This window comes from Streptomyces sp. NPDC048584, assembly GCF_043199595.1.
Classification (GTDB): domain Bacteria; phylum Actinomycetota; class Actinomycetes; order Streptomycetales; family Streptomycetaceae; genus Streptomyces; species Streptomyces edwardsiae.
In genome coordinates, this window is sequence record NZ_JBICWF010000002.1 from 202,766 (window position 1) to 223,675 (window position 20,910).

The following is a 20,910-nucleotide window of genomic DNA, read 5'->3' on the forward strand; positions in this document are numbered from 1 at the left end:
ACCGCCAGCTGTCATACGGAGAACGCCATGACCCGCACTCCCGTGAACGTCACCGTCACCGGCGCGGCCGGCCAGATCGGTTACGCCCTGCTCTTCCGCATCGCCTCCGGCCAGCTGCTCGGCGCGGACGTGCCGGTCAAGCTGCGCCTGCTGGAGATCACCCCGGCGCTCAAGGCCGCCGAGGGCACCGCGATGGAGCTGGACGACTGCGCGTTCCCGCTTCTGCAGGGCATCGACATCACGGACGACCCGAACGTGGCCTTCGACGGCGCCAACGTCGGTCTTCTCGTGGGCGCCCGCCCCCGCACCAAGGGCATGGAGCGCGGTGACCTCCTCGAGGCCAACGGCGGCATCTTCAAGCCCCAGGGCGCGGCCATCAACGCCCACGCCGCGGACGACATCAAGGTCCTGGTCGTCGGCAACCCGGCCAACACCAACGCCCTGATCGCCCAGGCCGCCGCGCCGGACGTGCCCGCCGAGCGGTTCACCGCGATGACCCGCCTGGACCACAACCGCGCGCTGACCCAGCTCTCGAAGAAGACCGGCGTCCCGGTCTCCGAGATCAGGAAGCTGACGATCTGGGGCAACCACTCCGCCACCCAGTACCCCGACATCTTCCACGCCACGGTCGCCGGCAAGAACGCCGCCGAGGTCGTGAACGACGAGAAGTGGCTGGCCGAGGAGTTCATCCCGACCGTCGCCAAGCGCGGTGCCGCGATCATCGAGGCCCGTGGCGCCTCGTCGGCCGCCTCCGCCGCCAACGCCGCCATCGACCACGTGCACACCTGGGTCAACGGCACCGCCGACGGCGACTGGGCCTCCATGGGCATCCCGTCGGACGGCTCCTACGGCGTCCCGGAGGGCCTGATCTCCTCCTTCCCCGTCACCGTCAAGGACGGGAAGTACGAGATCGTCCAGGGCCTGGACGTCAACGAGTTCTCCCGCGCCCGTATCGACGCCTCCGTCAAGGAGCTCGAGGAGGAGCGCGAGGCGGTCCGCGGCCTCGGCCTCATCTGATCGAATCCTCCCGCAGGGGCCCCGCACCGGCCGTACCGGTGCGGGGCCCCTCGCGTTCCCGGCCCCGACGGGCAGTGACCGTACGCCTGTGAGGCGGGCGATTTCCTCCGTTCCGCCCTTGCTTTCCGTGACACACCGCACTTCGGGCCTTTGGTTCCGCATGCATACGGGACTCAAGGGCAGGAGCCCACCCGGCCCCGTGGATGACATCTGTGTGACTCACGGGTGGCTGAACAGGAACGGAAGGCAGCGGACCGATCATGGCGGACAGTACGGAACTCCAGGCACGCGACACCATTCACGCGGGAGGCGAGTGGCGGGCGGCCGTCTCCGGCGCCACCCGCGAGATCCTCGACCCCGCGGACGGCCGGCCCTTCGCCGTGGTCGCGGAGGGCGCCGAACGGGACACCGACCTCGCGGTGGCGGCGGCCCGCCACGCCTTCGACGAGGGCCCCTGGCCGCACACCCCCGTCGCCGAACGCGCCGCGCTGCTGCGCCGGGTCGCCGGCCTGCTCGTACGGGACCGGGAGAAGCTCGGCCTGCTGGAGAGCCGGGACGCGGGCAAGACCGCCGAGGAGGGGCGCGTCGACATCGACTGTGTCGCCGACGCCTTTCGCTACTTCGCCGACCTGGTCGCCGGGGAGGCACCGGGCCGGGTCGTCGACGCGGGCTCGCCCGACGTCCACAGCGTCGTCGTACACGAGCCCGTCGGCGTCTGCGCGCTGATCACCCCCTGGAACTACCCTCTGCTCCAGGCCAGTTGGAAGATCGCTCCCGCCCTCGCGGCCGGCAACACCTTTGTCGTCAAGCCCAGCGAGATCACCCCGCTCACCACGGTCGCCCTCGTCGACCTGCTCACCGAGGCCGGACTGCCCGCCGGGGCCGCCAACATCGTCACCGGACCCGGCCACACGGTCGGTGCCCGGCTCGCCGAACACCCCGGCGTCGACCTCGTCTCCTTCACCGGCGGACTGGTCAGCGGCACCAAGGTCGCGCAGGCGGCCGCCCCGACCGTGAAGAAGGTGGCCCTCGAACTCGGCGGCAAGAACCCCAACGTCGTCTTCGCCGACGCCTGCGCCACCGAGGAGGGCTTCGACACCGCCGTCGACCAGGCTCTCAACGCCGCCTTCATCCACAGCGGCCAGGTGTGCTCGGCCGGCGCCCGGCTGATCGTGGAGGAGTCCGTCCGGGACCGCTTCGTCACCGAACTCGCCCGCCGTGCCGAGAAGATCAGGCTCGGCCGGGGCACCGGGGACGGCGTCGAATGCGGCCCGCTCGTCTCCGCACAGCAGCGGGCCAAGGTCGAGGAGTACGTCGAATCCGCCCTCAAGGAGGGCGCGGTGCTGCGCTCCGGCGGCAAGCGGCCCACCCCGTCCGCCGAACGCCCCGAGTCCGGCTACTTCTACGAGCCGACCGTCCTCGACCGCTGCCACCGCGAGATGCGGGTCGTACGCGAGGAGGTCTTCGGCCCGGTCCTCACCGTCGAGACGTTCCGCACCGAGGACGAGGCCGTCACCCTCGCCAACGACACCGAGTACGGGCTGGCCGGCGCCGTATGGACCGCCGACCCGGGCCGTGCCCGCCGCGTGGCCGGACGGTTGCGCCACGGCACCGTGTGGATCAACGACTTCCACCCCTACCTCCCGCAGGCGGAGTGGGGCGGCTTCGGCAGGAGCGGAGTGGGCCGCGAACTCGGCCCGGCCGGTCTCGCCGAGTACCGCGAGACCAAGCACGTCTACCAGAACCTGGCGCCGAAGCCGGTGCGCTGGTTCGCGGGCTGAACCGCGGCCGTCCCCGCCGCGCCCATTCCCCCGAAGCCGTACGGCGATCCACCCACCTCTCCCGAGTCCCCGGAGGAGTACCACCCAGATGACCGCTCACACCCGTGAACATGAACCCGAACACGTCTACGACTACGTCGTCATAGGCGGCGGCACCGCCGGTTCCGTCATCGCCTCCCGGCTGACCGAGAACCCCGATGTCACCGTCGCCGTCATCGAGGGCGGCCCCAGCGACGTCGGCCGCGACGACGTGCTGACCCTGCGCCGCTGGATGGGCCTGCTCGGCGGCGAGCTCGACTACGACTACCCCACCACCGAACAGCCGCGCGGCAATTCGCACATCCGGCACAGCCGCGCCCGCGTCCTTGGCGGCTGCTCCTCGCACAACACGCTCATCGCGTTCAAGCCGCTGCCGTCGGACTGGGACGAGTGGGAGGGGGCGGGCGCCAAGGGCTGGGGCGCGGTGCCGATGGAGGCGTACTACGCCCGGCTCAAGAACAACATCGTCCCCGTCGACGAGAAGGACCGGAACGCCATCGCCCGCGACTTCGTCGACGCGGCCCGGTCCGCGCTCGGCGTGCCGCGCGTGGAGGGCTTCAACCAGCAGCCGTTCAGCGAGGGCGTCGGCTTCTTCGACCTCGCCTACCACCCGGAGAACAACAAGCGCTCGTCCGCGTCCGTGGCGTATCTCCACCCGGTGATGGACGAACGCCCCAACCTCACGCTCCTGTTGGAGACCTGGGCATACCGGCTGGAGCTGAACGGCACCCGCGCCGAGGGCGTCCATGTGCGGACCCAGGACGGCGAGGAGAAGCTGGTACGCGCCCGGCGCGAGGTCCTCCTGTGCGCCGGCGCGGTCGACAGCCCGCGCCTGCTGCTGCACTCCGGCATCGGTCCCAGGGCCGACCTGGAGGCGCTCGGCATACCCGTGGCGCACGATCTGCCCGGCGTCGGCGAGAACCTGCTCGACCACCCCGAGTCCGTGATCGTCTGGGAGACGAACGGCCCCCTCCCCGACAACTCCGCGATGGACTCCGACGCGGGCCTGTTCGTGCGCCGCGACCCCGAACACGCGGGCCCCGACCTGATGTTCCACTTCTACCAGATCCCGTTCACGGACAATCCCGAGCGGCTGGGCTACGAACGCCCGGAGTTCGGCGTCTCCATGACCCCGAACATCCCCAAGCCGAAGAGCCGGGGACGGCTCTACCTCACCAGCGCCGATCCGTCCGTGAAACCGGCGCTGGACTTCCGGTACTTCACCGACGAGGACGACTACGACGGCCGTACCCTCGTCGACGGCATCCGCATCGCCCGCGAGATCGCGAAGTCGGAGCCGCTGGCGGGCTGGCTGAAGCGCGAGGTCTGCCCCGGCCCGGACATCACCGGCGACGAGGAACTCGGCGCATACGCCCGCAAGGTCGCCCACACCGTCTACCATCCGGCGGGCACCTGCCGTATGGGCGCGGTGAACGACGAACTCGCCGTCGTCGACCCCGAGCTGAGGATCCGCGGACTGGAGGGCATCCGGATCGCGGACGCCTCCGTCTTCCCGACGATGACCGCCGTGAACCCGATGATCGGAGTCCTGATGGTCGGCGAGCGCGCCGTGGACCTGATCGGCGGTGACGCGCGATGAGTGCTTCTCCCGTCTTCTCCGTGGACGGCCTCTGGAAGGTCTTCGGCCCGAAGGCCGACCGGATCCCCGCCGACCCCGCCCTCACCGCCCTCGACCCGGCCGAACTGCGCTCCCGCACCGGCTGCACGGCCGCCGTCCGCGATGTGTCCTTCGACGTCCGCAAGGGCGAGGTCTTCGTCGTCATGGGCCTGTCCGGCTCCGGCAAGTCCACCCTGGTGCGCTGTCTGACCCGGCTGATCGAGCCGACCGCCGGCACCATCGTCATCGACGGCGAGGACGTCCGCGCCATGGACCGGTCCCGGCTGCGCGCACTGCGCCGGCACCGTGCCGCGATGGTCTTCCAGCACTTCGGCCTGCTGCCGCACCGCACCGTCCTCGACAACGTCGCCTACGGCCTGGAGATCCAGGGCATGGGCAGGGCGGAACGCCGCGAGCGGGCCGCCGAGGTCGTCGCCAAGGTCGGACTGGAGGGCATGGAACAGCGCAGACCCGCCCAGCTCTCCGGCGGCCAGCGCCAACGCGTGGGCCTGGCGCGGGCGTTGGCCGTCGACCCCGAAGTCCTCCTCTTCGACGAGCCGTTCAGCGCGCTCGACCCGCTGATCCGGAGGGACATGCAGGAGGAGGTGATCCGGCTGCACCGCGAGGAGGGCCGCACGATGGTCTTCATCACCCACGACCTCCAGGAAGCCCTGAAACTCGGCGACCGCATCGCCCTGATGCGCGACGGCGGAGTGGTCCAGCTCGGCACCCCGGAGGAGATCGTCGCCTCCCCGGCCGACGACTACGTCCGCGCCTTCACCCGCGACATCCCCCGAGAGCAGATCCTCACGGCCCGCACAGCCATGCGCCCGCCCATCTCGGCGGAGGAAGCGGCAACAGGCCCCGCGATCCGCCCGGAAGCCACGGTCTCGGAAGCGATAGAAGCAGTGGCCCGGGCCGGCACTCCGGCCCGAGTGATGGACGAAGGCAGATGCCTGGGCATGCTCGACGCAGCCACGCTACTGGACGTGGTAGCAGGCACCACAACCCCGACCGGCCCCGTAGCTGCGGGCAGTCGTGCCGCTGGGGCGGCACGGGTGGGCGCAGCGGCACCGGCGCAGCTCGGCGAGCTGGAACCCCCACCGGCCACCACCAGCGAGGAGCCGGTGTGATGGCGACGCTCACGGCGACACCCCGCAAGAACGCACCGCCGGGCATCTCGACCAACCCGGCCGTACGCAAGCTCCTGACCCTCGCCGCCCTCACCGCGATCCTCGCCCCCCTCGCAGCCGCCCGCTGGGCATCCGGCACCTGGCCCGAGGAACTCACCGTCAACCTCTCCACCCCCCTGGCCACCGCCAGCGACTGGATCATCGACAACAGGGACACCCACCCCCTCTTCCTCCATTTCCTCGGCCACGTCAGCAACGCCGTCGTCATCGCCGTACGCGCCGTCTACCTCGCCCTCCTCGCCGTCGGCTGGGCGGGAGTGACCGCCGTATCGGCCCTGATCGCCTGGCGCACCGCGGGCATCCGCCTCGCCCTCGGCACAGCCGCCGCATTCCTCACCTGCGGCCTCCTCGGCATGTGGGTCCCCACGATGCAGACCCTCGCCCTGATGGCCGTAGCGGTCGCCGCATCCGTCGCGGTGGGCGCCCTCCTCGGCCTCGCCGCCGGCCTGTCCGACCGTATGCACCGCATCCTGCGCCCGGTCCTCGACACCATGCAGGTCCTCCCGGCGTTCGCCTACCTCCTCCCCGTCGTCCTGGTCTTCGGCATCGGCGTCCCCGCCGCCGTCCTCGCCACCGTCGTCTACGCCGCCCCGCCCATGGCCCGCCTCACCGCGCTCGGCCTGCGCGGCGCCGACAAGGAGGTGCTGGAGGCGGTCGACTCGCTCGGGGCCACCGCCCGCCAGCGCCTGCTGACCGCCCGGCTCCCGCTGGCCCGCAAGGAACTCCTCCTCGGGCTGAACCAGACGATCATGATGGCGTTGTCCATGGCCGTCATCGCCTCCGTGATCGGCGCCGGCGGTCTCGGCGACCGCGTCTACCAGGCGCTGGCCTCGGTCGACGTGGGCGCCGCGCTCGCCGCCGGCATTCCGATCGTGCTGCTCGCCGTCGTCCTCGACCGGGTGACCGGCGCGGCCGGCGCACGCCTCGGACAGGCGCCCCCGCCGAACTCCCGCGCACTGTGGGCGTACGCCGGGATCGCCGCCGTGGCCGTAGCGGTCGCCGGACGTCTCGCGGACCGCCTGGAGTGGCCCGACGGCTGGGTCGTCGGCATCGCCGAGCCGGTGAACCGGGCCGTCGAGTGGATGACCGACCACCTCTACTCCGGCGTCCCCGTCGTCGGCGGTACGGCCGACTGGGCGGGCCGCTTCACCACCTGGGTCCTCGACCCGCTCCGGGACGGTCTGCAGTGGCTGCCCTGGTGGTCGGTGCTGCTGATCGTCGCCGCGCTGGCCTGGCTGATCGGCACGTGGCGCACCGCGCTCACCGCCGTCCTCGCCATGGCCGCCATCGGGGTGCTCGGCGTGTGGAAGCCGTCCCTGGACACGCTCTCGCAGGTCCTCGCGGCCGTCGCCGTCACCCTCGTCATCGGTTTCGCGACCGGTGTCGCCGCCGCCCGCAGCGACCGCTTCGAACGGCTGCTGCGTCCGGTGCTCGACGTGTTCCAGACGATGCCGCAGTTCGTGTACCTGATCCCGGTCGTCGCCCTGTTCGGCGTGGGCCGCGCCCCGGCCGTCGCCGCCGCCGTCGTCTACGCGCTGCCGGCCGTCGTCCGCATCACCGCCCAGGGCCTGCGCCAGGTCGACCCGGCCGCCCTGGAGTCCGCCCGCTCGCTCGGCGCGACCAGCACCCAGCAACTTCGGCAGGTCCAGCTCCCGCTGGCCCGCCCCGCGCTGCTGCTCGCCGTCAACCAGGGCGTCGTCCTGGTCCTCGCCGTCGTCATCATCGGCGGCCTGGTCGGCGGGGGCGCGCTCGGTTACGACGTCGTCTTCGGCCTCGCCCAGGGTGATCTGGCGACCGGTCTGGTCGCCGGGGCCGCGATCGTCTGCCTGGGTCTGATGCTCGACCGGGTGACGCAGCCCACCGAGCGCCGTACGGCGAAGGGAGCCTGAGATGTCCCGTACACGGATCACGGCCGCCGTAGCCGTACTGGCGCTGGCCACCGGCTGCGGCGCCGCCGACATGACCAAGCAGGCGTCGCCCTTCGCCAACGCCCAGGGAGCCCGGACGGTCACCCTGTCCGTGCAGTCCTGGGTCGGCGCGCAGGCCAACGTGGCCGTCGCCCAGTACCTGCTGGAACAGGAGCTCGGCTACCGCGTCGACACCGTCCAGGTCGACGAGGTGCCCGCCTGGGACGCGCTCAGCCAGGGCCGCGTCGACGCCATCCTGGAGGACTGGGGGCACCCCGAGCAGGAGCGGCGCTACGTCGACGACAAGAAGACGATCGTGAACGGCGGCGACCTCGGTGTCACCGGGCACATCGGCTGGTTCGTGCCGACGTACTTCGCGAAGGAGCACCCCGACGTCACCGACTGGAAGAACCTCGACAAGTACGCCGATCGGTTCCGCACCCCGGAGAGCGGCGGCAAGGGCCAGCTCCTGGACGGCTCCCCGTCCTACGTCACCAACGACAAGGCGCTGGTGAAGAACCTGAAGCTGGACTACCGGGTGGTGTTCGCCGGCTCCGAGGCCGCGCAGATCACCCAGATCAAGCGGTTCGCCAAGGAGCGGAAGCCCTTCCTCACCTACTGGTACACCCCCCAGTGGCTCTCCGCGAAGGTGCCGATGACCGAGGTGAAACTGCCCCCGTACGAGGAGGGCTGCGACGCCGACCCGGCGGAGGTCGCCTGCGCCTACCCGGTCACCCCGCTGCAGAAGTACCTCAACGCGGACTTCGCACGGCACGGCGGCGAGGCGGCGGAGCTGCTCAGGAACTTCCACTGGACGACCGAGGACCAGAACGAGGTCTCCCTGCTGATCGCCGAGCAGAAGCTGTCGCCCCGGGAGGCGGCGAAGAAGTGGGTGGACGGCCACGAGTCCACCTGGCGGGGGTGGCTGCCCTGACCACCCGCTTCACCAGTCGGTGGCGCCCGGCGGGATCCGGCGGGCGACCATCAGCCGGTTCCAGCTGTTGATCGCGGCGATCAGCGCGACGAGGTGGGCGAGCCGGGCGGCGTCGAAGTGCGCCGCCGCCCGCTCGTACACCTCGTCGGGTACGAACCCCTCGGTCAGCAGGGTGACCGACTCCGTCAGCTCCAGCGCGGCCCGCTCCCGTGCGTCGAAGATGTCGTCCCCGGCCTCCGCCCAGGCGCTCAGCAGATCGAGCTGCGCCTCGCGCACCACCCCGCCCCCGCGGGCGAGCGCGAGGTGCATGTCGAGGCAGAACGCGCAGTGGTTGAGCTGCGAGGCCCGGATCTGGACCAGCTCGGCCAGACCGGGATCGCCGAGGCCCTTCTTGGCGGCGGCGCCCATCGCGCGCAGCGCGCCGCGGACACCGTCGTCGAGGCGGGTCGTACGAGCCGTCACGCGTACTGTCCCGGCGTGTAGTGGCCCGGGGTCAGCCGGCAGGTCACGCCGAACCGGTTCCACGCGTTGATCATCGCGATCGCGGCGATCAGATGCGCCAGTTCGGCCTCGTCGAAGTGCTTGGCGGCCGTCTCGTACACCTCGTCGGGTACGAAGCCGTCCGTCAGGACGGTGACCGCCTCGGTCAGTTCGATCGCCGCGAGCTCCCGCTCCGTGTAGAAGTGCCGCGACTCGTCCCAGGCGGAGAGCTGCACGACACGCTCCACGCTCTCGCCGGCCGCGAGCGCGTCCTTGGTGTGCATGTCCAGGCAGAAGGCACAGTGGTTGAGCTGGGAGGCGCGGATGTTCACCAGGTGCTGCAGGCCGGGGTCCACGCCGTCGGAGGCGGCCTTCGAGAGCCGCAGCATAGCCTTCCAGACCTCGGGGGCGTGCCGGGACCACTCCAGCCGGGGGGCCCGCTCGGGTGCGAAGGAGCCGGTGGCGGTGTCGGTGTGTGTCGTCATGCCACCGAGACTAGAAGCGGGGCGGCCCAGGAGTATGGTCCACTTCCATGGCAGAACGCTGGGCCACTTTCGGCATCGACCTCCACCTCGAACCGTCCGGTCCCGGCCTGCGCCGCGGCCTGACCGACGCCCTGCGCGAGGCCGTCCGCACCGGCCGGCTGGCACCCGGCACCCGGCTGCCGTCCTCCCGCTCCCTCGCCGCCGACCTGGGCCTCGCCCGCAACACCGTCGCCGACGCCTACGCCGATCTGACCGCCGAGGGCTGGCTCACTGCCCGCCAGGGCTCCGGCACCCGGGTCGCCGACCGCGCCGTGGCCGGCCCGCCCACGCGCCGGCCGGCCCCGCGCCGCGCCCCCGGCCGGCTTCCGTACAACCTGGTCCCGGGCACCCCGGACCTCGCCTCCTTCCCCCGCGCCGCATGGCTCAAGGCCACCCGCCGCGCCCTCGCCGCCGCCCCGCACGAAGCCTTCGGCTACGGCGATCCGCGGGGCCGCCCCGAACTGCGCACGGCCCTCGCCGACTACCTCGCCCGTGTCCGGGGCGTACGCACCGACCCCGAACGGATCGTCGTCTGCTCCGGCTTCGCCCACGGACTCCAGCTCCTCTGCGAGATCCTGCGCGCCCGCGGCGCCCGCACCCTCGCCGTGGAGTCCTACGGGCTGGACCTCCACTGGGACCTCGTCGCCCGCACCGGCCTCACCACCACCGCGCTCCCCTTCGACACCCTCGGCACACGCGCGGGGGACGTGGGCGCCGCCGACGCCGTACTGCTCAGCCCCGCCCACCAGTTCCCCCTCGGCGGCGCCCTGCGCCCCGAGCGGCGCGCCGCCGTCGTCGACTGGGCGCGCCGCACCGGCGGACTGATCCTGGAGGACGACTACGACGGCGAGTTCCGCTACGACCGCCAGGCGGTCGGCGCACTCCAGAACCTCGACCCCGACCACGTCGTCCACCTCGGCACCGCCAGCAAGTCCCTCGCCCCCGGACTGCGCCTCGGCTGGATGGTCCTGCCCCCGTCCCTGGTCCCGGACGTCGTCGCCCACGGCGGCGGCCGCTCCGTGAGCGTCGTCGAACAGCTCACCCTCGCCGAGTTCCTCACCTCCGGCGCCTACGACCGTCATGTCCGCGCCGTCCGGCTGCGCTACCGCCGCCGCCGCGACTCCCTGGTCGAAGCCCTCGCCACCCGGGCCCCCGACGTCTCGATCACCGGCATCGCGGCCGGCCTGCACGCCGTCCTGCGGCTCCCGCCCGGCACCGAACGGTCCGTGCTCCAGGCCGCCACCTGGCAGAACCTCGCCGTCCACGGCCTCTCCCGCTACCGCCACCCCGGCGCCGGGGCCACGGAGGGCGACGCCCTGGTCGTCGGCTACGCCACCCCGCCGGACCACGCCTGGGCGGCCACCCTGGACGCCCTGTGCCGGGCGCTGCCCTGACCACATACCGCATACCGTGCCAATACCCGCAAATCGGCTGCGGGGACGGGGTCTTGGCGGGGGGCTCCTGTGCGGGGCGGCCCGACGGTCTCTAGGCTGTCCGCCGCGAGCCGGGAGAGGTGCACCCGGGGGAAGTGCCTGCGAGGGGGAGCTATGGCGGAGTCACGGCGGCGGTTGCGGTCCAGCACGGTGGTGCTCGGGGGCATGGGTGTCCTCGCGGCGGCACTGACCTCATGCGGCTCCGACCCGGACCGGCGGTGCGTGGACCGGGACAGCTACGACTACCTCAACGGCTACAAGGTCGTCTCCGACAAGAACTGCAAGTCCGGCACCACCACCTCCGGTTCGCTGGGCAAGAGCCGCTCGACCCGCGCCGACTGGTACTACGACTCCGACGTCAGCAACGGCTACGCCGACTACGGCACCTTCAGCCGCAGCGAGGCCGTCGACCGGGGCGGCTTCGGCTGCTCGGGCTCCGGCAGCAGCGGCGGCTGAGCGGCCCATGGAACGCCGTACGACCGAGCCCCGGCCGGGCTGGCAGGAGACCGTGGAGGAACAGGGGCTCATCTACCCCCTCACCCGCTACCCCGACGACTCCCTGCGCCCCTACTGGGACGAGAGCGCCTACTACGTCTTCACCCTGGACGAGGTCGAGGCGCTGGAGGAGGTCGTCGAGGAACTGCACCGCATGTGCCTCGCGGCGGCCGACCACATCGTCATCGCCGACCGCTTCGCCGACCTCGGCATCACCGACCCGCGCATCGCCCGCCTGGTCGCCGAGGCCTGGCAGCGACGGGCAGAACTCCCCTCCGTCTACGGCCGCTTCGACCTCCGCTACGACGGCACCGGCCCCGCGAAGCTCCTGGAGTACAACGCCGACACCCCGACGTCCCTGGTGGAGGCCGCGTCCCCCCAGTGGTTCTGGATGGAGGAACGCTTCCCCGGCGCCGACCAGTGGAACTCCCTCCACGAACGCCTCGTCGACGCCTGGAGGAAGCAGGCCGCCCTCCTCCCGCCGGGCAGCCCCCTGTACTTCGCCCACTCCTCCGCCGACGAACTCGGCGAGGACCTGATGACCGTCGCCTACCTCAAGGAGACCGCCGAACAGGCCGGCCTCGACACCGACTGGATCTCCGTGGAGGAGATCGGCTGGGACCGCCTCTCCGGACGCTTCGTCGACAACGGGCTCCGGTTCATCCGCAGCATCTTCAAGCTGTACCCGTGGGAGTGGCTCACCACCGACCGCTTCGCCGACCACGTCCTCACCACGCTCGACAACGGCGGCGGCACGGGCACCACCCTGTGGATCGAGCCGGCCTGGAAGATGCTCCTCAGCAACAAGGCACTGCTGGCGATCCTCTGGGAGCTCTACCCCGACCACCCCAACCTCCTCCCGGCCCACCTCGACGGTCCCCGCGACCTGGCCACCACCACCGGCTGGGTGGCGAAGCCCCTCCTGGGCCGCGAGGGCGCGGGAGTGACCCTCCACCAGCCCGGCTCCGACCCGACCCCGCGCACCGACCCCTGCTGCTACCAACAACTGGCCCCCCTCCCCGACTTCGACGGCAACCACGTGGTCCTGGGCGCATGGGTGGTGGAAAACGAGTCGGCTGGCCTGGGCATCCGCGAGTCGTCGGGCCTGGTGACGGACGAGTACGCCCGCTTCCTCCCCCATGTGATCCTTTGATCAAGGCCCAGGAGGAGCGTCCCCAAGGGGCGCGGGGCCGCGACATGTGCCGCTCCGCCGCATGGGCGCGCCCAGCCCTCCGGCACCCGCGGTGCACCACCGGCATCCACCAGGCAGCCGCCGTCGCCCGCATGGCGGACGCCACCCCCTGGCACCCCGTGCCACCCGGTACCCTGACGGCGGGCCGTGACTGGCGTGCAGGGATGGGAACAACCATCGGGAAGCGGCCCCGGACCCTTCGGGTCCGAAACATGTGCCGCGCGCCTGGGCCGCACCGTGAACGCCGAACGCCACGTCCGGAGGTCCCCATGTCAGCCCCTGAGCAGCCGCTCACCCCCGCTTCCACCGCCTACCGAGCCGCGCTCGACGTCATCCGCACGGTCGAGCCCCGCGTAGCCGACGCGATCACCCAAGAGGTCGCCGACCAGCGCGAGATGCTCAAGCTGATCGCCTCCGAGAACTACGCCTCCCCGGCCACCCTCCTCACGATGGGGAACTGGTTCAGCGACAAGTACGCCGAGGGCACCATCGGCCGCCGCTTCTACGCCGGCTGCCGCAACGTCGACACCGTCGAGTCCCTCGCCGCCGAGCACGCCAAGGAGCTCTTCGGCGCCCGCCACGCCTACGTCCAGCCGCACTCCGGCATCGACGCCAACCTGGTCGCCTTCTGGGCCGTCCTCGGCGCCCGGGTCGAGGTCCCCTTCCTGGAGAAGACGGGCGCCCGCCAGGTCAACGACCTCTCCGAGGCCGACTGGGCCGAGCTCCGCCAGGCCTTCGGCAACCAGCGCATGCTCGGCATGTCCCTGGACGCCGGCGGCCACCTCACCCACGGCTTCCGCCCGAACATCTCCGGCAAGATGTTCGACCAGCGTTCCTACGGCACCGACCCGGCCACCGGCCTCATCGACTACGAGGCCCTGCGCACCTCCGCCCGTGAGTTCAAGCCGCTGATCATCGTCGCCGGCTACTCCGCCTACCCCCGTCTGGTGAACTTCCGGATCATGCGGGAGATCGCCGACGAGGTCGGCGCCACCCTCATGGTCGACATGGCGCACTTCGCCGGTCTGGTCGCCGGCAAGGTCCTCACCGGAGACTTCGACCCGGTCCCGCACGCCCAGATCGTCACCACGACCACCCACAAGTCGCTGCGCGGCCCGCGCGGCGGCATGGTGCTGTGCGACGACTCCCTCAAGGACCAGGTCGACCGCGGCTGCCCGATGGTCCTCGGCGGCCCGCTCCCGCATGTCATGGCCGCGAAGGCCGTCGCCCTCGCCGAGGCCCGTCAGCCCGCCTTCCAGGACTACGCCCAGCGCATCGTCGACAACTCCCGCGCCCTCGCCGAGGGCCTGATGCGCCGCGGCGCCACCCTGGTCACCGGCGGCACCGACAACCACCTCAACCTGATCGACGTCGCCACCTCCTACGGCCTCACCGGCCGCCAGGCCGAGGCCGCCCTGCTCGACTCGGGCATCGTCACCAACCGCAACGCCATCCCCGCCGACCCCAACGGTGCCTGGTACACCTCCGGCATCCGCATCGGCACCCCCGCGCTGACCACGCGCGGTCTCGGCACGGCGGAGATGGACGAGGTCGCGGGCCTGATCGACCGGGTCCTGACGACGACCGAGCCCGGCACCACCAAGTCCGGTGCCCCCTCCAAGGCGGCCCACGTCCTCGACGCGAAGATCGCCCACGAGATCTCCCGCCGCGCCACCGACCTGGTCGCCGGCTTCCCGCTCTACCCGGAGATCGACCTCGGCTGACCCGGCCCAGCCAAGCCCGGCCCAGCCCCGCCTCGTACGGCGGTCCGGTCCCGCACCGGGCCGCCGTACGCGTGCTCAGGTGTCCAGCAGCTCCTGCCTCGGCCCCGAGTCGCGTTCCCGTCCACGGAGCAGCGGCAGCCGCGCCACCTGGGGCCGCAGCACCAGAGCCAGGCATGCTCCGGCCACCACGCCCGGTATCGCCCACCACCAGTCGGTCCCGTCGTCCTTCACCGGCGCGGCGCGGGTCTCGGAGGAAGCCGCCACGGCCGGCTTCGCCGGCTCCGTCTCCCACGGTGCCGGGTAGATGCCCGAAGCCGATCCGGTGCCCGTCCCCTCTCCCATCACCCCCAGCGAGTACAGCAGCTTGTACAGCCCCGACGGGTCGGTGGCCCGGTGCCAGAGGCCGTTCGGCGTCTCGTTGAACCGCTCCGCCGTATGTATCCAGGCGTCCTGGCCCGCCTCCGCCATGAGGACCCGGTCCACCCGCCACGGCGTCACGTCGTGCACCATCCACGTCACATTGATCAGCCGCTCCCTCGCCCGTATGTCATCCGGCGGCCTCGCCCGCGTGCCCTTGCCGACGGGGCCGAGCAGCCGCTCCAACTCGCCGTACTCGCTGTCGGAGTAGTACACGGACGCCGTCTCCTCGCTCTCCGGCGACACCACCAGCGCGCTCGTCGGCCCGCCGGCGGAGGCGGGCGCCGCCCCCCACACCATCAGGGCCAGCGCCGCCGCCAACGCACCCAGCCCTGCCGTCAGTTGTCGAACCCTCTCCGTCCACCCACGCATCCGGACCCCCACTCGGCCGGTCGATCTCCGAACGGCCCGCCCACGGGCCGCCTGTCACTTCTGGTACACCGCCCGACCCGCCGGGGTTCCCACTCGGTCCGCCCCGATTCCGCGGATTCCTCCGGGAGCCCGGCCGCTACCGGCCGCCCGTCTCCTCGCCCGCCTCCTCGACCCCTTTCGCGATCTCCAGCGCCCGCGCCTTCGACGCCACCCCCTCCAGCCGCAGCGTCACCCCGTCCGCGGCGGGACCTTCGCCGGTCACCGCACCGCGATGCGGCCACAGCAGGGTCGGCCCGGCGGTGCGCTCCTTCCGGGTGAACCGGTGGCCGTCCGGTCCCACCAGCCAGAAGCTCAGCAGATGCGGCCGCGGGAACCACAGGGCCGGATCGGGAACGGCGCCCTTCTCGTCCCCTTCACTCAGCAACAGCCACTGAGGCTGCTCGCGCACGCTCTTGACGAAGGCGAGGTCCAGGCGGCCCGGGAACTCGTCGAGCCGGATCGTCCGCCCGTCCTCCCGCCAGCACAGGCTCATCAGGAACCGCCCCCGAGGCAGCGCCCCCACCGTCACCGCGTCCGGGACGCCCAGCGCCTCCGGCACCACCGGCGCGAACCCGGCCCGCCGCTCCGCCTCCTCCAAGGACAGCAGCGACCGCCCGCAGCCCGGCACCTTCGCCCCCGGCGAGGGCACCGCCGACGGGTCGTACCGCACCACGACCCCGCCGAAGCCGAACCAGTCGGTCACCGCCGCCCGCACCGGAGGCGTCAGCGTCAGCACCGTCAGCAGCCCGCACAGGGCCGCGACCAGCGACCGCCACCGCGCCCGGGCCCAGCCCCGCAGCCGCGCGCCGGCCCCCGGCGGCTCGGTGACCGGTACCGGCAGTTCCTCGGCGAGTATCCGCCCCAGCACCCTCTCGACCATCGACTCGGACCCCGCGGCCCCGTCCGGCCCGTCCAGGGACCGGCCGAAGGCCCGCAGCTCCTCCCGCAGCCGGGCGGCCTCGTCGTCGTACCGCTCACCCACGCCTCTCACCCCCTTCCCCGGGGCCGGAAGTCCGGCAGCAGGCGCTCCAGCTTGCGCAGGGCGCGGTTCAGCCGCGACTTCACCGTGCCCCGGGGCCAGCCCAGGGCCTGGGCGGTCTCCCGCTCGTCCATCTCCAGCAGATAGCGGTAGGTGACGACCAGCCGGTGCTCCTCGCTCAGCTTCTCCAGCGCGGCCGCCAGCACCCCGCGGCGCTCCGACTCCAGCGTCGCCACCGCCGGATCGGCCGACTCGGGTATCACCGGCTCCGCCTCCACCAGCGCCGCCTCCCGGCCGGCGAGCGTGTTCCGCCGCATGGCGGCGCGCACTGTGTTCCTCGTCTCATTGGCCACGATCGACAGCAGCCACGGCCGGAACGCCATGTCGTCCCGGAACCGGCCCAGCGCGCAGTACGCCTTCACGAAGGCCTGCTGCACCACGTCCTCCGCGTCCGACCCCGCCCCCAGCGCGGCGGCCGCCCTGAGCGCGATTCCCGTATGGGCCCGCACCAGCTCCGCGTACGCCTCGGGCTCCCCGGCGCGTACGCGTGCGATCACCGCGGCCTCATCGGTGATGCGGCCCCCCTCCCGCGTCCTCACATTCTTGTTACACCGCCGGGGACGGATCGGTTCCCATCTGTTTCCGGTCCGTTCCGGACCGCCTCGCGGGACCTGAGAGAATGGTGGGCATGGCGACTGACCGACCCCGCGTGCTCTCCGGAATCCAGCCCACCGCAGGCTCGTTCCACCTCGGCAACTACCTCGGCGCCGTCCGCCAGTGGGTGGCCCTGCAGGAGACCCACGACGCGTTCTACATGGTCGTCGACCTGCACGCGATCACGGTCCCGCAGGACCCGGAGGAGCTGCGCGCCAACACCCGGCTCGCCACCGCCCAGCTGCTGGCCGCCGGTCTCGACCCGGACCGCTGCACGCTCTTCGTGCAGAGCCATGTGCCCGAGCACGCCCAGCTCGCCTGGGTCATGAACTGTCTCACCGGCTTCGGCGAGGCCTCCCGCATGACCCAGTTCAAGGACAAGTCCGCCAAGCAGGGTGCCGACCGCGCCTCCGTCGGACTGTTCACCTACCCGGTCCTCCAGGTCGCGGACATCCTGCTCTACCAGGCCGACGAGGTGCCGGTGGGCGAGGACCAGCGCCAGCACATCGAGCTCACGCGCGACCTCGCCGACCGGTTCAACGGCCGCTTCGGCGAGACGTTCACGATGCCGAAGCCGTACATCCTCAAGGAGACGGCGAAGATCTACGACCTTCAGGACCCGTCCATCAAGATGAGCAAGTCGGCGTCCACGCCGAAGGGCCTCATCAACCTCCTGGACGAGCCGAAGGCCACCGCCAAGAAGGTGAAGAGCGCGGTCACCGACACCGACACGGTGATCCGCTACGACGTCGTGGAGAAGCCCGGTGTGAGCAATCTCCTCACGATCCTGTCGACCCTCACCGGGACGGACATCCCCGTCCTGGAGGAGCAGTACGCCGGCAAGGGCTACGGCGCGCTCAAGACGGACCTCGCCGAGGTCATGGTCGAGTTCGCGACCCCCTTCAGGGAGCGCACCCAGCAGTATCTGGACGACCCCGAGACGCTCGACTCGATCCTGGCCAAGGGCGCGGAGAAGGCGCGTGCCGTCGCCGCGGAGACCCTCGCGCAGGCGTACGACCGGGTGGGCTTCCTGCCGGCCAAACACTGACCCGCCGCACGGATCGCACCAGCGCCGGGCGGACGCCTCGCACCGGCGCTGAACCGGTCCACGCCCCCGGTCCGTACCACCGCACAGCGCTGCACATCACTCCGGTTGCGCCTGCCCGCATCCGGGTCGTGGTCGTACAGTCGATAACCGGGTGACCGTTTCCGCGGTCACCCGGTGCTCACCGCAGTTCCACCCGCCACGCTTCACCACCACAACGACAGGAGACGACGTGGGGACCGTAACGATCGGCGTGTCGATCGCGGTCCCGGAGCCTCACGGCAGCCGGCTTCAGCAGCTGCGCGCGGGTTTCGGCGACGCCGCGGCTCACGGTATCCCCACGCATGTCACCCTGCTCCCGCCGACGGAGATCGGTGACACCGACCTCGCGGCCGTCGAGGCGCATCTGAGCGAGATCGCCGCGGCCGCCCGCCCGTTCCCCATGCGGCTGTCCGGCACCGGCACCTTCCGGCCGCTCACGCCGGTGGTGTTCGTCCAGGTCGTCGAGGGCGGCGCGGCGTGCGCCTGGCTGCAGAAGCGGGTCCGGGAAGCCTCCGGGCCGGTCCCGCGCGAGCTGCAGTTCCCGTACCACCCGCACGTCACCGTGGCGCACGGCATCGAGGAGGCGGCCATGGACCGCGCCTACGAGGACCTCGCCGACTACGAGGCCGCGTGGCCCTGCACCGGCTTCGCGCTGTACGAGCAGGGCGCCGACGGGGTGTGGCGCAAACTGCGCGAGTTCCCCTTCGGTACGGCGGTGGTGCCGCCGCAGGGCGGGAGCGTGGACCGGGGATCCGTCTCCGCCCACTGAGCCCCCGGCCGCCTCTCAGACCGGCAGCCGTCGGAACACCCCGCGCGGGAGATGCCGTAGCGCCGACATCACCACCCGCAGCGTGCCCGGCACCCACACGGTCTCCGCACGGCGCCGCAGTCCCAGCTCCACGGCCGCCGCGACCGCCTCCGGGGTGGTGGCCAGCGGCGCCTCGGGGAGCCCCGCCGTCATCCGCGTACGGACGAACCCGGGGCGCACGACCATGACATGCACCCCCGTGCCGTGGAGCGCGTCGCCGAGCCCCTGGGCGAAGGCGTCCAGGCCGGCCTTGCTGGAGCCGTAGATGAAGTTCGCGCGGCGGGCCCGCTCGCCGGCGACGGAGGACAGCACCACCAGGGAGCCGTGCCCCTGTGTCTGGAGCGCGCTCGCGCACACCAGGCCCGCCGAGACCGCGCCGGTGTAGTTGGTCTGCGCGACGTGCACCGCGGCCCCGGGGTCCCGTTCGTCGTGCGCCTGGTCGCCGAGGGTGCCGAAGGCGAGCAGCACCATGTCGACGTCGCCTTCGGCGAACACCTTGCCGAGAGCGTCCTCGTGGGCGTCGGGGTCGAGCGCGTCGAAGGCGACGGTGCGGACCACGGCGCCGAGGTCGCGCAGGTGCGCGGCGGCCTCGTCCAGGCCGGGGGAGGGCCGGCCGGCCAGCCACACCGTGCGGGTCCGGCGGGCGATCAGCCGCCGCGCGACGGACAGCGCGATCTCGGACGTGCCGCCGAGGACGAGCAGGGACTGGGGGAGGCCGAAGGCGTCCTTCATGACAGCTCCTAGGGGGTGGCGTTCGGATCGTGCCTAGAGATGGAGGCGGCGGGCCAGGTCGGAGACGAACACCCCGCGCGGGTCGATGCGGGCGCGCAGCGCGCGGAAGTCGTCCAGGCGGGGGTACATGGCCGTGAGCAGCTCCGGGCGCAGCCGGGAGTCCTTGGCGAGGTAGACGCGCCCGCCGGCGCCGGCCACCTCCTCGTCGAGTTCGTCGAGGAAACCGCCGAGGCCGGGCAGGGACGCCGGGATGTCCAGGGCCAGCGTCCAGCCCGGCACGGGGAAGGACAGCCAGCCCGGGTCGGACTCCCCGAAGCGTTTGAGGACGGCGAGGAAGGACGGGCATCGGCGCTCCGAGATCCGGCGCACGATCCGGCGCAGGGCGTCCTCCCGGCCGTGCCCGACGACGAACTGGTACTGCACGAAGCCGCCCCGGCCGTAGACCCGGTTCCAGTGCGGTACGCCGTCCAGGGGGTGGAAGAAGGCGGGGATCCGCTGGAGTTGCCCGGTCCGCGCGCGGGGCGCCTTGCGGTACCAGAACTCGTTGAACAGTCCCACGGTGGTGCGGCTGAGCAGGCCCTCGGGGACGAAGGACGGGGCGGCCGGGAGCCGGGAGGTGCGGAAGGAAAGGGGCTCCCCGCGTGTGCGGACGCGCCGGGGCAGGGCGTCCAGGGGGGCGTGGTCGCCGCGCGTGAGCACCGCGCGGCCGGTGGCCCGGCCCCTGGCCAGCAGGTCGATCCAGGCGACCGAGTAGCGGTAGCGGTGGTCGGTGTCGGCGAGGCGGGCCATCAGGTCGTCGAGGTCGCCCGCGCGTTCGGTGTCGACGCACATCAGCGAGGTCTCGACCGGCAGCAGCCGGACCGTCGCGGTGAGGATCACCCCGGTCAGGCCCATGCCGCCCGCCGTCGCCTCGAACAGCGGCGTGCCCGGCACCACCGTACGGACCTGCCCGTCGGCGGTGAGCAGTTCCAGGGACAGCACATGGCGGGAGAAGGAACCGGAGACGTGGTGGTTCTTGCCGTGGATGTCGGCGCCGATCGCCCCGCCGACGGTCACATAGCGGGTGCCGGGCGTGACCGGCACGAACCAGCCGAGCGGCAGCAGCACCTCCATCAGCCGGTGCAGGGAGACGCCCGCGTCGCACAGCACGGTGCCGCCGTCGGCGTCGATCGCGTGCACCCGGTCCAGGCCCGTCATGTCGAGCACGGCACCGCCCGCGTTCTGCGCCGCGTCCCCGTAGGCCCGTCCCAGCCCTCGCGCGATGCCCCCGCGCGCGCCGCACTCCCGGACCGCGAGGGCGGCCTCCTCGTACGTCCGCGGGCGGATCAGCCGGGCGGCGGAGGGAGCGGTGCGGCCCCACCCCGTGACGGAAACGGTGTCGGCAGGCATGACGGTGACCGTATCGCCCCTATGTGACTGGTTGGTTTTGAAACGTCAATCCCGTCCCCGAAACGGGTGATTAATGGGATGTCGCACCATAGGGGC

The 20,910-nt window shown here is 72.1% G+C and carries 19 protein-coding genes; 12 read left to right on the plus strand and 7 right to left on the minus strand.

The features are described from left to right. The first annotated feature begins 27 nt into the window (after window positions 1-27). The 6 genes from ACGFR9_RS05170 (at window position 28) to ACGFR9_RS05195 (ending at window position 8,489) form a co-directional block, all read left to right on the plus strand. The gene (locus tag ACGFR9_RS05170; protein ID WP_393203070.1) at window positions 28-1,017 is read left to right on the plus strand and encodes a malate dehydrogenase; all 990 of its coding nucleotides are present in this window, start codon (window positions 28-30) and stop codon (window positions 1,015-1,017) included. Window positions 1,018-1,277: 260 nt separating this feature from the next. Continuing rightward, window positions 1,278-2,798, plus strand: coding sequence for an aldehyde dehydrogenase family protein (locus ACGFR9_RS05175; protein ID WP_393203072.1), 1,521 nt, complete (start codon window positions 1,278-1,280; stop codon window positions 2,796-2,798). An 88-nt stretch (window positions 2,799-2,886) separates the two neighbouring features. Beyond that, window positions 2,887-4,437 (plus strand): GMC family oxidoreductase, encoded by a 1,551-nt coding sequence (locus tag ACGFR9_RS05180; RefSeq protein WP_393203074.1) that lies wholly within the window; start codon window positions 2,887-2,889, stop codon window positions 4,435-4,437. Further along, entirely contained in the window at window positions 4,434-5,588 is a 1,155-nt protein-coding gene (locus ACGFR9_RS05185) for a glycine betaine/L-proline ABC transporter ATP-binding protein (RefSeq protein WP_393203076.1), read from the plus strand. Before ACGFR9_RS05180 ends, ACGFR9_RS05185 begins: the two co-directional genes overlap by 4 nt. After that, a complete protein-coding gene (locus ACGFR9_RS05190; RefSeq protein WP_393203078.1) occupies window positions 5,588-7,537 on the plus strand; it encodes an ABC transporter permease in 1,950 nt (649 codons plus the stop codon). The genes ACGFR9_RS05185 and ACGFR9_RS05190 overlap by 1 nt, the downstream gene beginning before the upstream one ends. Before the next feature lies 1 nt (window position 7,538). Next, window positions 7,539-8,489, plus strand: coding sequence for an ABC transporter substrate-binding protein (locus ACGFR9_RS05195; protein ID WP_393203080.1), 951 nt, complete (start codon window positions 7,539-7,541; stop codon window positions 8,487-8,489). Between the two features lie 9 nt (window positions 8,490-8,498). On the opposite strand, the gene ACGFR9_RS05200 is transcribed toward ACGFR9_RS05195, so the two are convergent. Next, window positions 8,499-8,951, minus strand: a complete 453-nt coding sequence (locus ACGFR9_RS05200; RefSeq protein WP_393203082.1) for a carboxymuconolactone decarboxylase family protein — start codon at window positions 8,949-8,951, stop codon at window positions 8,499-8,501. Then, entirely contained in the window at window positions 8,948-9,454 is a 507-nt protein-coding gene (locus tag ACGFR9_RS05205; RefSeq protein WP_393203084.1) for a carboxymuconolactone decarboxylase family protein, read from the minus strand. Before ACGFR9_RS05205 ends, ACGFR9_RS05200 begins: the two co-directional genes overlap by 4 nt. A gap of 47 nt (window positions 9,455-9,501) precedes the next feature. Here ACGFR9_RS05205 and ACGFR9_RS05210 point away from each other — a divergent pair, with 47 nt between their 5' ends. From ACGFR9_RS05210 to ACGFR9_RS05225, 4 genes are all read left to right on the plus strand, one after another. Continuing rightward, window positions 9,502-10,887 carry a PLP-dependent aminotransferase family protein gene (locus tag ACGFR9_RS05210; RefSeq protein WP_393203086.1) on the plus strand — a complete coding sequence of 462 codons (1,386 nt, stop codon included), beginning with the start codon at window positions 9,502-9,504 and terminating at the stop codon, window positions 10,885-10,887. A 153-nt stretch (window positions 10,888-11,040) separates the two neighbouring features. Beyond that, the gene (locus tag ACGFR9_RS05215; protein ID WP_393203088.1) at window positions 11,041-11,382 is read left to right on the plus strand and encodes a hypothetical protein; all 342 of its coding nucleotides are present in this window, start codon (window positions 11,041-11,043) and stop codon (window positions 11,380-11,382) included. A gap of 7 nt (window positions 11,383-11,389) precedes the next feature. Beyond that, window positions 11,390-12,574, plus strand: coding sequence for a glutathionylspermidine synthase family protein (locus ACGFR9_RS05220; RefSeq protein WP_393203090.1), 1,185 nt, complete (start codon window positions 11,390-11,392; stop codon window positions 12,572-12,574). 308 nt (window positions 12,575-12,882) lie between these two features. Continuing rightward, window positions 12,883-14,337 (plus strand): glycine hydroxymethyltransferase, encoded by a 1,455-nt coding sequence (locus ACGFR9_RS05225; RefSeq protein WP_393203092.1) that lies wholly within the window; start codon window positions 12,883-12,885, stop codon window positions 14,335-14,337. 75 nt (window positions 14,338-14,412) lie between these two features. On the opposite strand, the gene ACGFR9_RS05230 is transcribed toward ACGFR9_RS05225, so the two are convergent. From ACGFR9_RS05230 to ACGFR9_RS05240, 3 genes are all read right to left on the minus strand, one after another. Continuing rightward, window positions 14,413-15,126 (minus strand): hypothetical protein, encoded by a 714-nt coding sequence (locus tag ACGFR9_RS05230; RefSeq protein WP_393203094.1) that lies wholly within the window; start codon window positions 15,124-15,126, stop codon window positions 14,413-14,415. A gap of 136 nt (window positions 15,127-15,262) precedes the next feature. After that, complete coding sequence (locus ACGFR9_RS05235; RefSeq protein WP_393203096.1) at window positions 15,263-16,147, minus strand: hypothetical protein; 885 nt, start codon at window positions 16,145-16,147, stop codon at window positions 15,263-15,265. 5 nt (window positions 16,148-16,152) lie between these two features. Continuing rightward, window positions 16,153-16,701, minus strand: a complete 549-nt coding sequence (locus tag ACGFR9_RS05240) for an RNA polymerase sigma factor (RefSeq protein ID WP_393203098.1) — start codon at window positions 16,699-16,701, stop codon at window positions 16,153-16,155. 131 nt (window positions 16,702-16,832) lie between these two features. Between ACGFR9_RS05240 and trpS the strand changes: the two genes are divergently transcribed. Together trpS and ACGFR9_RS05250 are read left to right on the plus strand one after the other, a co-directional pair. Next, on the plus strand, window positions 16,833-17,846 hold the full coding sequence (gene trpS / locus ACGFR9_RS05245; RefSeq protein WP_393203100.1) for a tryptophan--tRNA ligase: 1,014 nt from the start codon (window positions 16,833-16,835) through the stop codon (window positions 17,844-17,846). 229 nt (window positions 17,847-18,075) lie between these two features. Beyond that, on the plus strand, window positions 18,076-18,654 hold the full coding sequence (locus tag ACGFR9_RS05250; protein ID WP_030228710.1) for a 2'-5' RNA ligase family protein: 579 nt from the start codon (window positions 18,076-18,078) through the stop codon (window positions 18,652-18,654). Window positions 18,655-18,669: 15 nt separating this feature from the next. Here the strand turns inward: ACGFR9_RS05250 and ACGFR9_RS05255 are convergent, their stop codons facing one another. Next, window positions 18,670-19,425 carry a decaprenylphospho-beta-D-erythro-pentofuranosid-2-ulose 2-reductase gene (locus tag ACGFR9_RS05255; RefSeq protein WP_393203102.1) on the minus strand — a complete coding sequence of 252 codons (756 nt, stop codon included), beginning with the start codon at window positions 19,423-19,425 and terminating at the stop codon, window positions 18,670-18,672. A 33-nt stretch (window positions 19,426-19,458) separates the two neighbouring features. Then, the gene (locus ACGFR9_RS05260) at window positions 19,459-20,814 is read right to left on the minus strand and encodes an FAD-binding protein (protein WP_393203104.1); all 1,356 of its coding nucleotides are present in this window, start codon (window positions 20,812-20,814) and stop codon (window positions 19,459-19,461) included. Between the last annotated feature and the right edge of the window lie 96 nt (window positions 20,815-20,910).